11 protein-coding genes are annotated in these 13,161 nt (G+C 71.0%); 3 read left to right on the plus strand and 8 right to left on the minus strand.

What is annotated here, in order from left to right; translation table 11 throughout:
- Positions 1-51: 51 nt before the first annotated feature.
- From LHJ74_RS32305 to LHJ74_RS32320, 4 genes are all read right to left on the minus strand, one after another.
- On the minus strand, positions 52-2,082 hold the full coding sequence (locus LHJ74_RS32305; protein ID WP_260221860.1) for an ABC transporter permease: 2,031 nt from the start codon (positions 2,080-2,082) through the stop codon (positions 52-54).
- On the minus strand, positions 2,079-3,197 hold the full coding sequence (locus tag LHJ74_RS32310; RefSeq protein ID WP_260221878.1) for a quaternary amine ABC transporter ATP-binding protein: 1,119 nt from the start codon (positions 3,195-3,197) through the stop codon (positions 2,079-2,081). The genes LHJ74_RS32305 and LHJ74_RS32310 overlap by 4 nt, the downstream gene beginning before the upstream one ends.
- Positions 3,198-3,250: 53 nt before the next feature.
- Positions 3,251-4,798, minus strand: coding sequence for a GMC family oxidoreductase (locus tag LHJ74_RS32315; RefSeq protein WP_260221861.1), 1,548 nt, complete (start codon positions 4,796-4,798; stop codon positions 3,251-3,253).
- A 152-nt stretch (positions 4,799-4,950) separates the two neighbouring features.
- Positions 4,951-6,453 carry an aldehyde dehydrogenase family protein gene (locus LHJ74_RS32320; RefSeq protein ID WP_260221862.1) on the minus strand — a complete coding sequence of 501 codons (1,503 nt, stop codon included), beginning with the start codon at positions 6,451-6,453 and terminating at the stop codon, positions 4,951-4,953.
- Between the two features lie 199 nt (positions 6,454-6,652).
- Between LHJ74_RS32320 and LHJ74_RS32325 the strand changes: the two genes are divergently transcribed.
- Complete coding sequence (locus tag LHJ74_RS32325; RefSeq protein WP_260221863.1) at positions 6,653-6,841, plus strand: hypothetical protein; 189 nt, start codon at positions 6,653-6,655, stop codon at positions 6,839-6,841.
- 84 nt (positions 6,842-6,925) lie between these two features.
- Here the strand turns inward: LHJ74_RS32325 and LHJ74_RS32330 are convergent, their stop codons facing one another.
- The 4 genes from LHJ74_RS32330 to LHJ74_RS32345 form a co-directional block, all read right to left on the minus strand.
- Entirely contained in the window at positions 6,926-7,915 is a 990-nt protein-coding gene (locus LHJ74_RS32330) for a malate dehydrogenase (protein WP_260221864.1), read from the minus strand.
- A 303-nt stretch (positions 7,916-8,218) separates the two neighbouring features.
- Positions 8,219-9,472 carry a helix-turn-helix domain-containing protein gene (locus LHJ74_RS32335; protein WP_260221865.1) on the minus strand — a complete coding sequence of 418 codons (1,254 nt, stop codon included), beginning with the start codon at positions 9,470-9,472 and terminating at the stop codon, positions 8,219-8,221.
- 273 nt (positions 9,473-9,745) lie between these two features.
- Positions 9,746-10,174, minus strand: coding sequence for a DUF3017 domain-containing protein (locus tag LHJ74_RS32340; RefSeq protein ID WP_260221866.1), 429 nt, complete (start codon positions 10,172-10,174; stop codon positions 9,746-9,748).
- A 68-nt stretch (positions 10,175-10,242) separates the two neighbouring features.
- Positions 10,243-11,100 carry a bifunctional methylenetetrahydrofolate dehydrogenase/methenyltetrahydrofolate cyclohydrolase gene (locus tag LHJ74_RS32345; protein ID WP_260221868.1) on the minus strand — a complete coding sequence of 286 codons (858 nt, stop codon included), beginning with the start codon at positions 11,098-11,100 and terminating at the stop codon, positions 10,243-10,245.
- A gap of 346 nt (positions 11,101-11,446) precedes the next feature.
- On the opposite strand from LHJ74_RS32345, the gene LHJ74_RS32350 reads away from it, so the two are divergent.
- Both LHJ74_RS32350 and LHJ74_RS32355 read left to right on the plus strand, forming a co-directional pair.
- Entirely contained in the window at positions 11,447-12,073 is a 627-nt protein-coding gene (locus LHJ74_RS32350) for an RDD family protein (protein ID WP_260221869.1), read from the plus strand.
- A gap of 166 nt (positions 12,074-12,239) precedes the next feature.
- Complete coding sequence (locus LHJ74_RS32355) at positions 12,240-12,929, plus strand: hypothetical protein (RefSeq protein WP_260221870.1); 690 nt, start codon at positions 12,240-12,242, stop codon at positions 12,927-12,929.
- Positions 12,930-13,161 lie beyond the last annotated feature (232 nt).

The raw sequence follows: 13,161 nt of genomic DNA on the forward strand, positions 1-13,161 counted from the left end.
TGCCGGAACCTTTCTGGGGGAATGGAGAAGAGCTGGGGGCAGGGCGACTGCTCAGCCGCGACTGCGCTCGCGCGAGGCGGGCTGGGTGAGCCGGTCGAGGACGATGCCGAGGCAGACGACGGCCACACCGGCGGGAAGCCCGAGGGACAGATCGCCCCTGTCCAGGCCGGTGACCACGTCGATGCCGAGTGCACCACCACCGACGAGCGCGGCGATGACGACCATCGAGAGCACCAGCACCACGCCCTGGTTGACGGCGACGAGCAGCGCGCGGCGGGCCAGCGGCAGCTGCACCTGAAGCAACTGCTGACTGGTGGTGGCGCCCAGCGACCGGGCGGCCTCCAGCGCGGCCGGGTCCACCTGGCGCAGACCCTGGGTGGTGATGCGGACCACGGCGGGCAGCGCGTACACCACCGCCGCGGCGATACCGGCCGACCGGCTGAGACTGAACAGCGCGATCACCGGGATCAGATAGACGAACTGCGGCATCGTCTGCATCGTGTCGAGGACCGGCCGGAGTATCCGCTCCACCCGTTCCACACGGGCGGCCCAGATGCCGATCAGGAAGCCGAACACCAGCGTCAGCACCAGGCTCGCGAGCACCTGGGAGAGAGTGTCGAACGACTGGTCCCACAGGCCCATCACTCCGATGAATCCCAGTGCCAGCACGCTGCTCAGCGCCGCGCGCCAGGTGCCGACGGCCCAGCCGATCACCGCGACCACCAGGGTCACCGCCCACCAGGGGGTGGCGAGCAGCGCGCTGCGCAGCGGGTTGAGCGCGTAGCTGGTGAAGCCGTCCGCCCAGGTGATGGTTCCGCCCAGCAGCGGGATGCCGCTGCCAAGGTGCGCGACGAACCAGTCGACGGCGGTGTTCACCGGATCATCGAAGTCCACCGTCCAGTTCTCGGGCCACGCCCGCGCCCACATGCTGGAGCCGAACGCCGACAGCAGGCCGGTGAGCACCGCGAGACCGGCCCAGACCTGCCAGCCGCGCAGCCGCGCCCGCCAACCGGAGCGGGGCGCGGCGTCCGCGTCCAGCCGTTCGCCCACGGCGGCGGTCGTACGGTCGAGCAGCACGGCCATCAGGACGATGGCGATACCGGCGGTGAGGGCGTCGCCCACGTCGATGTCGCCGAGAGCCTGGTAGATCTTGTCGCCCAAGCCGCCCGAACCGATCAGCGAGGCGAGCACCACCATCGACAGGCACATCATGATCGTCTGGTTCAGGCCGAGCATCATCTCCTTGCGGGCCAGCGGCAGCCGGGCCGTACGCAGCTGCTGCCAGGGACCGGCACCGAGGGAGAGTGCGGCCTCCAGGGCGGCCGGATCGGCACCGCGCAGGCCCAGCGAGGTGAGCCGGGCCATCGGCGGGGCGGCGTAGATGATGGTGGCGACCAGCGCGGACGGCACCCCGATACCGAAGAGCAGCAGGAACGGCAGCAGGTACGCGAACGCCGGCATCACCTGCATGGTGTCGAACACCGGGCGCAGCAGGCGTTCGCAGCGGTCGGAGAGACCGGAGGCAAGGCCCAGCAGCACGCCCACGAGCGCGGCGAAGAAGACGGCGACCGTCATCAGCGCCAGCGTCTCCATGGTGGGCTCCCACATGCCCAGCAGCCCGCAGACGGCGAAGACGCCGAGAGCGGTGCCGGCAACCCGCAGCGCGCGGCGGCCGAGGTCGGCGCCGCCCGCGGTCCAGGCCGCCAGCGTGCCGACGAGGGTGACGCCGATCCAGCCGAGCGAGTCGAACAGCTCGACCATGCTGTCCACGGAGCTCTGCGCCGTGTTGCTGATGTGCAGCAGGAAGTAGAGGAAGATCCAGTGGGTGTCGCGGTTGTCCACCAGCCAGACGTTCAGATCGTCCAGCGGTGATTCCACGTCGACCGTCCACGCGGAGGGCCAGTTGCTCTCCCCCACGACGACTGCGCTGACGACCGCCAGCAGGAGGGCGGCCAGCGCCAGGGCCGTGCGCGGATTCACGCCGAGCCAGGACCGCACCCGCGCACCCCGGTCGGGGCCGCCCTCGGGGGCGGATTCCGGTGTGGCGGCGGCGCTCTTCTCCAGAGTGGCCGGGGAGCTCATTCGCGTCCTCCGCCGGTCCGGGCCCGGGGAGACCCGGCGCGGGACGGGCCGTCCGGGGCGGGCGCCTCCTCGTCGAGGCCCGCCACCACCGCGAGCAGCTGCTCGACGCCGACGACGCCCAGCAGCTCGTCGCCGTCCATCACCCGCGCCGGGCCGCCCTCGCGGACCACGGTCTCGATCGCCTCGGAGACCAGCGCACCGGGCGCCAGCACGGGGCCGGACGCAGCCTCGCCGCCGACCGCGGGGCGCATCGCGCGGCGCACCGAGATGACCTGCTCGCGCGGCACGTCACGGACGAAGTCGCGGACGTAGTCGTCGGCCGGGTGGGCGACGATCTCCTCGGGAGTGCCGAGCTGGACGATCTCGCCGTCCCGCATCAGTGCGATGCGGTCGCCCAGGCGGAGCGCCTCGGAGAGGTCGTGGGTGATGAAGACCATCGTGCGGCCCTCCTCCCGGTGCAGGCGGATGACCTCCTCCTGCATGTCCCGCCGGATCAGCGGGTCCAGGGCGCTGAAGGGCTCGTCGAAGAGGAGCACCTCGGGGTCGACGGCGAGTGCGCGGGCCAGCCCGACACGCTGCTGCTGGCCGCCGGAGAGCTGCCGGGGGCGGCGCTCGCCGAGGCCGTCGAGTCCGACCTTCTCCACCATCTGGGCGGCCCTCGCACGGCGCTCGAGCTTGCCGACGCCCTGGATCTCCAGCCCGTAGGCGATGTTGTCCAGCACGCTGCGGTGCGGCAGGAGGCCGAAGTGCTGGAAGACCATCGCGGCGCGGTGGCGGCGCAGCTCGCGCAGCCGGTTCCCGTCCATGGCCCGGACGTCCTCGCCGTCCATCACCAGGGAGCCGGAGGTCGGTTCGATGAGCCGGGTCAGACAGCGCACCAGGGTGGACTTGCCGGAGCCGGACAGCCCCATGACGACGAAGACCTCGCCCTTGTGCACGTCGAAGGAGACATCGCGGACGGCGGCCGTGCAACCGGTCCTGGCGCGCAGCTCGGAGGCGCTCAGACCTTGGTACTCCTTGTTGCCGGGCACCTTCTCGGCCTTCGGGCCGAAGACCTTCCACAACCCCTTGACGGAGAACACGGGACCGGTCGCGGACTGCTCGGCAGTCTCCACGGCGGTGTCTGCCGCGGTTTCGGAGTGCTGTTCAGGGTTCTCGGCGGTTGTCTTCACGCCACACCTCCCGGTGCCGTCGTCGGATCCGACCGGAGGAGATCGGCCGCCTTCTCCCCGACCATCAGCACGCCGATCATCGGGTTCACGCTGGGCATCGTCGGGAAGACCGAGGCGTCAGCGATCCGGACGCCCTCCAGCCCGCGTATCCGCAGCTCGGGGTCGACGACCGCGAGGCCGTCGTCGGCGTCGCCCATCCGGCACGTACCGGCCGGGTGGTAGACGGTGTGCGCGACCTTGCGCGCGTACTCGCTGATCTCCTCGTCCGAGGTGATCTCCGGGCCGGGGCAGACCTCGCGCTTGAGCCACTTGGCGAACGGCTCGGCCTTCGCGACCTCGCGGGCGGCCTTGATCCCGTCCACGAGGGTGCGGGCGTCGTAGTCGTCCTCGTCCGTGAAGTAGCGGAAGTCGAGAGCCGGTTTGACCGAGGGGTCGGCGGAGGTGAGGTGGACGCGGCCCCGGCTGCGCGGCTTGGGGATGTTCGGGGTCATCGACACGCCGTGCTCGGGCTTCTGGTAGCCGAGCCGCTCGGGGTTGTCGGTGAACGGGATCTGGTAGAAGTGGAACATCAGGTCCGGCCCCGGTACGGCGGGGTCCCGCCGCAGGAACAGGCCTGCGTCGGAGTCCATCGCCGAGTTCTCGGGGATGGGTCCGTCCGTCTCCCAGACGATCACCGACTCCGGGTGGTCGAGCAGGTTCTCGCCCACACCCGGCAGGTCGTGCCGCACCGGGATGCCGAGGGCCTCCAGGTCGTTCGCCGGGCCGATCCCCGAGTGCAGCAGCAGCCGCGGGGTGTCCACCGCGCCCGCGCACACCAGCACCTCGCGGGAGGCCGTCAGCAGCTGCTCCTCGCCGTCCTTCGTCCGCACGCGCACGCCCGTTACCCGGTTCTCGTCGAGTTCGAGCTGGTAGGCCCAGGTCTCCAGCAGGATGTCCAGGCCGGGACGGTCGCCGGCCTCGATGTGCGGGTGCAGGTAGGCGACGGAGGCGGAGGAGCGCTTGTTGTTCTCCGGATGGTAGGAGAGGTCGAAGAATCCGGCGCCCTCGGTGAACGGCTGCTTGTTGAACCCCTCGACCAGGGGCACGCCGAGAGCGGTGGTGGCGGCCTCGATCCAGTCGCGGGCGATGGCGTTGCGGTCCTTCTCGTCCACCGTGACAACGTTGTTGCGCAGCTTTCGGAAGTACGGGTCCATCGCCTCGGCGTTCCAGCCGCGGGCCCCGGCCTCCTCCCACTCGTCCCAGTCGGAGGGGAGCGGCTTGAAGGAGATCAGCGTGTTGTGCGAGGAGCAGCCGCCGAGCACCTTGGCCCGGCTGTGCCGGATGTGGGAGTTGCCGCGGGGCTGCTCCGTTGTCGGGTAGTCGTAGTCGAGTTCACCGCCGAGGAGGCCCAGCCAGCGGCGCAGCGTGAGTACTTCGGGGCGGTCGATGTCCGAGGGGCCTCCCTCGATGAGGGCGACACGGACGCCGGGTTTCTCGGTGAGCCTGGAGGCGATCACGGAACCGGCCGTGCCGCCGCCGACTATGACGTAGTCATAGGTGGCCATAGGGGGTACTGCTCCTTGGGGGTGAAGTCGGCCGGATTGTGGGAACCCCGGCGCGCGGACATGCGAATCGCGGAGTGCGGCAGCGGATACGCCCGCCCGGCTGTGAGCTTCTGCGGTGACCTGCGGGCGAGCGGCCGCTGTTCACGGGACGGTCATCCCGCGAACCAGCGCACGGGTGCCGGACGGAGGTTCTCGTAGACGTGCTTGGTCTCGCGGTACTCGGCCAGCCCGTGCGGGCCCAGTTCGCGCCCGACGCCGGACTTGCCGAAGCCTCCCCACTCCGCCTGCGGGAGGTACGGGTGGAAGTCGTTGATCCATACGGTCCCGTGCCGCAGCCGGCCGGCCACCCGGCGGGCCCGTGCGGTGTCCGAGGAGAAGACCGCGCCCGCGAGGCCGTACTCGGTGTCGTTCGCCAGTTCGACGGCTTCCGCCTCGGTGCGGAAGGTCTCGACCGTCAGGATCGGCCCGAAGGTCTCCTCCCGGACGACCCGCATGCCGCGGTGGCAGGCGTCCAGCACCGTCGGCGCGTAGAAGTAGCCGGTCGCCGGACGCACGTCCGAAGGTTCGGGGCGTTCACCGCCGCAGCGCAGTACCGCGCCCTCCGCAAGCGCGGACGCCACGTACGCCTCGGTCTTGGCAAGCTGCTGCTCGGAGACCAGCGGGCCGCACTCGACGCCGTCCTCGGTGCCCCGGCCGAGCCGGATGCGCTGGGCGCGGGCGGCCAGCTCGGCGACGAAGCGGTCCCGTACGGACTCCTCGATGATCAGCCGGGCACCGGCGGAGCAGACCTGGCCGCTGTGGATGAAGGCGGCGTTGAGGGCCTGGTCGACGGCGAGGTCGAAGCCCTCCTCGGTGGCACACGCGTCGGCGAAGACGACGTTCGGGTTCTTGCCGCCCAGCTCCAGGGCGACCTTCTTGACGGTCGGCGCGGCGGCCTGCGCGACCTTCGTACCGCTGGCCAGGCCGCCGGTGAAGGACACCAGGTCGACTCCGGGGTGTTCCGCCATGCGGGCACCGACCGGGTCGCCCGCGCCGGTCACCACGTTGGCCACACCCGCCGGGAGACCGGCCTCCGCGAGCAGCCCGATGAGCCGGAGCGTGCTGAGGGGGGTCACCTCGCTGGGCTTGAGGACGAATGTGTTGCCCGCGGCGAGCGCGGGGGCGACCTTCCAGCTGGCCTGGAGAAGGGGGTAGTTCCAGGGCGTGATCATGGCGCAGACGCCGACGGGCTCGTGCACGACGACGCTGTGCACGTCCGGGGTGCCCGCGTCGATCACCCGTCCGGCGGACTCGTTGCCCACCAGGTCCGCGAAGTACCGGAAGGCGGCGGTGACGTCGTCCACGTCGACCCGGCCCTCCTCCAGCGTCTTGCCGGTGTCACGGGACTCGGTCAGCGCGATCTCCTCGCGGTCACGCTGGAGGAGTACGGCGACGCGGCGCAGCAGCGCGGCACGTTCCGCGGCGGGGGTGCCGGGCCAGCTGCCGGTGTCGAACGCGCGGCGCGCCGCGTGCACGGCCGCGTCGATGTCCGCCGTGCCACCCTCGGCGACCACCGCGAGAGTCGTGGCATCCGCGGGGTCGAGGACCTCCCGCGTGCCACCGGATGCGGCCGTTTGCCACACGCCGTCGATGTGAATGCTCTCTCTTACGGACACCGCGGTCTCTGCCTTCCATGTGCGAGATGTTCGGCGCCGCGCCATTTCTCGATGGGCGGCAGAAGCATCTCCCTGCCCTGGTCGGGCAGGTGTATGTCCGGCGAGGCCAATAAGTGGCCTTCCTCACTGGCATTTAAGCGTCCTTACCAGGACATGCCGTGCATTTTTCAGATAGTTTCCAGATGCGACGTAACTGCTGGTGAGCGGCCGTGTCCGGTATCCCTGCGTAGGCTGTGCCACCTATACACGGAGCCCGAACACCGAGTCGGAGGACGACCGGCTGCTCAGCGGCTACGCATCGGACCTCACCGTCAAGTACGGCCGGACCATGGACCTCGGCGGCACCCCGGCGGAGATCACACTCGCCACCGACGGGTTCCAGTACTGACGGCGCACGACAGCACGGACTGCCTCACATGCCTGCGGCGGGTACCGGCCACGTGGCCGGTACCCGCCGCAGGCGTCCTGGCTCTTAGAGCAGGCCGAGACCGCGAACCGCGTCGCGCTCCTCGGAGAGCTCCTTGACGGAGGAGTCGATGCGGCCGCGCGAGAAGTCGTTGATCTCCAGGCCCTGGACGATCTCGTACGCGCCCCCCGCGCAGGTGACCGGGAAGGACGAGATGAGGCCCTCGGGCACGCCGTAGGAGCCGTCCGAGGGGATGCCCATCGAGGTCCAGTCGCCCTCCGGCGTGCCGTTGACCCAGGTGAAGACGTGGTCGAGGGCCGCGTTGGCGGCGGAGGCGGCCGAGGAGGCGCCGCGGGCGTCGATGATGGCGGCGCCGCGCTTGGCGACGGTCGGGATGAACTCGTCGGCCAGCCACTGCTCGTCGCTCACGGTCTCGGCGGCGTTCTTGCCCGCGACCTCGGCGTGGAAGATGTCCGGGTACTGCGTCGCGGAGTGGTTGCCCCAGATGGTCAGCTTCCGGATGTCCGAGACGGCGCTGCCGGTCTTCTTGGCCAGCTGCGAGATCGCGCGGTTGTGGTCCAGCCGGGTCATCGCGGTGAAGCGCTCGGCCGGTACGTCGGGCGCGGCGGCCTGGGCGATCAGCGCGTTGGTGTTGGCGGGGTTGCCGACGACCAGCACCCGGACGTCGTCCGCCGCGCGGTCGTTGATCGCCTTGCCCTGCGGCTTGAAGATGCCGCCGTTTGCCTCCAGGAGGTCACCGCGCTCCATGCCCTTCGCGCGCGGACGGGCGCCGACCAGCAGGGCGACGTTCGTGCCGTCGAAGGCGACCTCGGCGTCGTCGGTGATCTCGATGCCGCGCAGCAGCGGGAAGGCGCAGTCGTCGAGCTCCATCGCGGTGCCTTCGGCGGCCTTCACGGCCTGCGGGATCTCCAGCAGGCGCAGTTTGACCGGCACGTCCGCGCCGAGCAGATGGCCGGAGGCGATACGGAAGAGCAGCGCGTAGCCGATCTGTCCGGCGGCGCCGGTGACGGTGACATTGACGGGAGTGCGGGTCATGGCGGTCTCCGTAGTACCTGACGGTGGCGGTGGGTCTCCCCAGGAACGGGACCCGGGCTCTGGGCTCTGGGGCGTTGTGCTGACGCGTGGCGACATGCCACTGCGCGAAGATCTCTCTACATCAAGAGACCCCACCGCCAGGCTATCGGACGGGCGATCACCATGGGCAGCCGCCCGCTCAAGGAGGGGGGACGGACGGGCGACTGCCCGGGTGTGCTGCCACACCCGTGGGGGGTTAGTGGGACGCCTGCCCCGATATCACGCCGGGCATGCCGGAAATCTCGAAACGGTTACGGCCGGGGCTCACGGCGTGTCGCTGGACGCCGCCGGGGAGCCCTTGACGCACCCCTCGGTGCCGACGGCGAGCGTCGCGCAGGCGCGCGCCCGCGTCAGCTTCCTGACGGGCACCATCGAGGTGTAGGCGTCGGTCGCGCTCTCCACCCGTACGTTCGTGGTCCGCTTCTCGCCGGACATCTTCAGCATGTCGCCGTCGGCCGCCCCGGCGATCCGGGCCCAGGCCGCCCCGCACACCTTGCTGTAGCGGACCTCGACCAAGCTCGGCCCGACCATGCCCGTCCCCGCGGTGCGGGCGTGCTGGCCGCCGCAGCCCATTTTCTCCGGGTCCTTGCCGTGACAGTCCGCCCCGGTGCACTTGACGCCTGCGGGCAGTTTCGGGGCCTTCGCGGCGGGGGAAGGCGGGGGAGATTCGGCGGCGGAGTCCTCACCGGTGAGATCGAGGGCGAAAACGGCAGTCGCGAGCACGACGAGCGCGGCAGCGGCTCCACCGACGGCCATCGCGCCTCTGCCACGGCCGGGTCCGCGTCTGCCGCGCCCTGCTCCGGGACCAGGACCGGGACCGGGACCAGGACCGACTCCGGGACTGACGGTGACGGGCGGCCCCGTGGGGGCAGCCACGGGAGGGGCGGGAACCGCGGGAGCGGAGGCGTCGAGGGCACGGGTGCCCGTGGCATCACCCGCGCGGGCGATCGCCTGCCTGCTGAGCCGAGTGGTCCCCGGATCCGTCGGCACGGCCGCCTCCTCGGGCACCACCGGTGCAGCCCCAGCACGTCCAGCGGTTCCAGCGGTTCCAGCGGTTCCAGCAACCGGATGCTGCGGGGCGACGCCCACCGCGCCCTCGGGCGGCACCAGCGGCTCGCTCTCGGCATCCCGGTCGCGGCCCAGGCCCCACCGGCGGCCCTTGGCCGGGGCGGCCGCCTCCGCCTCCGCCAGCGCGGCGCGTGCCTGATCGACCTGGAGCGCCTCCATCGTCATGTCGTGACGCATCTCACTGCGGCTCCAGGCCCGTTCGGCCAGTTCCCACATGGTCGCCAGATGCCGCACCTCCGTGCCGGTCACATCGGCGAGCGCCTGGGTGGCGCCACGCGGCGCCAGCAGCCGTCCGTTGAGGTAGCGCTCCCAGGACGACTTGCTGTAGCCGGTACGGTCCGCGATCGAGGCGAGACTCAGCCCGCTGCGGTCGACAAGACGGCGCAGCTGGCTGGTGAACTCGCGGATCTGCGGATCCAGTTCGTCCGGTAGCGCCTTCCAGCGAGGCATCTGTCCCCCTCGTCCCCCAGGTTGGTGCCGGTCCCCCGGATCCGCGTCTCCGGCTCACAGGGGGGATACGGAAAGCCGGGATCGCGGTCCAGACCGGAAGCCGCACGGATGCGTCCCGGATCACCGGCCGTGCGCGTACCCGCCCAGTCTGCCACCCGATGGCCGTCCGGCCGCCGCATGAGGAGCGAGCCGAGGTGTCGCGCGCGGCCGCGGGCGACAGAAGCTGACGGGAAGTCAGAGATTATCGGACGTCGGGATTACCGGACGTCCGGATCAGCGGACCGAGAAGTGCACGATGTCGTCGAGGATCGGGATCGCGATCCACGGATCCGGCTGCGCAAGCATCGCCAGCATCACGATCATCGTGCCCAGCAGCCCGTAGGTCACCAGGTCGGTGAAGCGTGAACGCACCGCCAGCATGCCCACCGAGGCCATCGTCCAGCGCAGTACGGCGGCGCCCAGCAGCGACACCCCCATGATGATGGTTCCGCTGCGGAACTCCGCCATGGTCACCAGCAGTCCGGTGAGCATCCCTCCCCACACCACCAGCAGCGGCCACTGACGGTAGGGCGCGGGTGCCGTACCGCTCGCCGCCCGGCCGCCGCCCTCGGGGCGGGCGGTGTCCCGCGTGAGGGTGGGGAAACGGCGCGATCTCGTCTTCGGCGGGGGCCCGTCGGGTGCCGTCGCCTTCTGTCCGCCCATGGACGCTCCTGATCTCGCTTCGGTCGGCTCGCTGTGCTGCTACTGGTCAGAGGCTGCCGGGTGGCCTCTCAGCCCGCCGTGCCGCGCTCCGCCGCCTCGATGACGTTCTGGAGCAGCAGGGCGCGGGTCATCGGACCGACGCCGCCCGGGTTGGGGGAGATCCAGCCCGCGACCTCGGCCACACCGGGGTGCACGTCGCCGAGGATCCTGCCGTTCTCGTCCCGGCTGACGCCGACGTCCAGCACCGCCGCGCCCGGCTTCACGTCCTCAGGCTTGACCAGGTGCGGCACTCCGGCCGCCGCCACGACGATGTCCGCCTGGCGCAGCAGAGCGGGCAGGTCCCGGGTGCCGGTGTGGCACTGGGTCACCGTCGCGTTCTCGGACTTGCGGGTCAGCAGCAGCGGGATGGAGCGGCCGACGGTGATGCCCCGGCCCACCACGACGACATGGGCTCCGGCGAGGGCGACGCCGTGCCTGCGCAGCAGTTCGATGATGCCGTTCGGGGTGCAGGGCAGCGGGCCCGGGTCGCCCAGCACGAGCTTGCCGAGGCTGGTGGGGTGCAGCCCGTCCGCGTCCTTGTCCGGGTCCATCAGGGCGAGTACGCGGTTGACGTCGATGCCCTTGGGCAGCGGCAGCTGGACGATGTATCCCGTGCACTCCGGGTTCTCGTTCAGCTCCCGTACGACCTCCTCGATCTCCTCCTGGGTCGCGGTGTCCGGCAGTTCGCGCTGGATGGAGGCGATGCCCACCTGCGCGCAGTCGCGGTGCTTCCCGGCGACGTACTTCTGGCTGCCGACGTCCTCGCCGACGAGCAGGGTGCCGAGGCCCGGCGTGATACCGAGGGTCCGGAGCGCTTCGACGCGGGCGGCGACTTCGGACTTGATCGCGGCTGCGGTGGACTTGCCATCGAGAATCTGAGCGGTCATGGTCACCATTCTCCCGGATACCTGCCGCTGGTCTCCAATCCTGGCACCCGGCCACGGTACGCCCGGGGTGTGCGACGCTTCTGAACCATGGGTGACCGTCCGGCGTCAAGCGTTGCGGATTCGCCACAGTCGGAGATCTTGGCTGGACAGCATCAGCTCCGGGCCACCAACATTGTGTGCTGGCGCCGTGTCCGCTGACAGTCCCATCACACGGCGGCATTGACACTCGGGGGAGGCAACACGTGCAGACCGCGCACCTCACGCAGCAGTCCTGCGGGGGCGGATCCGTGGTTCCCCGGAGCAGTTCAATCCGTTCCGTCCCCACTCCGCTCGAAGGAAGTCGCTCGTGAGTTACCCACCCCCGCCGCAAGGGCAGGACCCGAACAACCCCTACGGACAGCAGCAGCCGCCCGGCTACGGCTACCAGCAGGCCCCGCAGGGTGTGCCGCCGCAGGGTCAGCCGGGCTACGGCTACCCGCAGCAGGGTCAGCCGATGGGGCCGCCCATGGGCCAGCCGCAGTACGGCTACCCGCAGCAGCCCGGCTACGGCTACAACCCGGTCGGCGCCCCGCGCGACTACGCGGGCTGGGGCTCGCGCGTCGGCGGCACCATAGTCGACGGCCTCATCGCGGGCGTGCCGTACGGCGTTCTCGCTCTCGCGGGCTTCGCGATGGGCGACAGCGGAATGATCCTGGTCGTCCTGGGCGTGCTCGTCTACATCGGGGTGATGCTCTGGATGCTGTACCAGGAGGGCACCACCGGGCAGAGCCCGGGCAAGAAGATGGTGAACGTCCGTCTGGTGAAGGAGTCCACCGGCCAGCCCATCGGCTTCGGCATGGCCTTCCTCCGGAAGCTGGCCCACATCCTCGACTCTCTGGCCTGCTATCTCGGGTGGCTGTGGCCGCTGTGGGACGCCAAGAGCCAGACCTTCGCCGACAAGGTCTGCGGCACCGTGGTCGTCACCGCGAACTGAAGACTCCTGGCGCGCACCAAGTCGTCACGAGGCGCTACGCTGAGTACAAGCTGACACGCCGGGGCCGGACGCGGTAGATCGCGTCCGGCCCCGGCGTGTGTACGGCCGCGCGGCACGCGGGCCGGTCCGCTGCCCAGCCCGATGCCCAGCCCGGAGGGACGCCACGATGAGCTATCCGCCCGATCCGCCGCAGCAGCCCTACGGCCCCTACGGCGGCCCGCAGTACGGCGCGGGCCCGTACGGCGGAGGTCAGCCCCAGCAGCAGCCGGCGCCGCCCGCCTACGGGCAGCAGCCGCCCTACGCGCAGCCGCAACAGAACCCGCAGCCCTACGGATACGCGCAGCAGGCCGGCTACGGCATGCAGCCGTACCCCGGCGGCATGCAGCCCTACCCGGGCGGGATGCCGTGGATGCCGATGCGGATGCCGGGCCAACTGACCACCGCACGCGTGCTGCTGTTCGTCGCCGGAGCCGTGTGGAGCCTGATGGCCGTGGGCATGCTGATCGGCGCGCTCGCCGCCCAGGACTCCGACGACCTGATGTTCGCCCGGAACTCCGGGGACGCCGTCGTCGCCATCGGTTTCGCCTTCTTCGTCATCGGCGGCGGAATGGCCGCACTGCATTTCACGGCCGCCTCGCTGTTCGGCCGCGGTGGGCCCGGGACCCGGACCATGGCGCTTGTCGCCAGCTCGCTGAACACCGTCATCGCGAGTTACGGCCTGATCCAGTACGCGGGGAACGAGACCACGCTGGAGAGCCCCGCGATCCTGGTCCTGTGGCTCGGCGTAGCGGTGCTCACCCTCGTCTTCTGCTCGCTGAACCAGGCGGCCGCCTGGTTCAACCGGCCGCGCTACTAGGGCGTGCCGGTGAACCGGCCGGGGGGGGGGGGGGGGGGGGGGGGCGGCCCCCGCCGGGGGGGGGGGGGGGGGGGGGGGGGGGTGTGGGTGGGGGGGGGGGGGGGGGGGGGGGGGGCGGCCCGGGCAAAGAAATCCTTCGCCAGGGTGTGCGCCTCGGTCAGGAAGGCACGGGCCCGGTCAGGGTCACCCGCCTCCTGCGCCAGCCTGCCCAGTCCCGTCAACGCGGTCGCCT

It is taken from the genome of Streptomyces gossypii, assembly GCF_025165795.1.
GTDB classification, from domain to species: Bacteria; Actinomycetota; Actinomycetes; order Streptomycetales; family Streptomycetaceae; genus Streptomyces; species Streptomyces gossypii.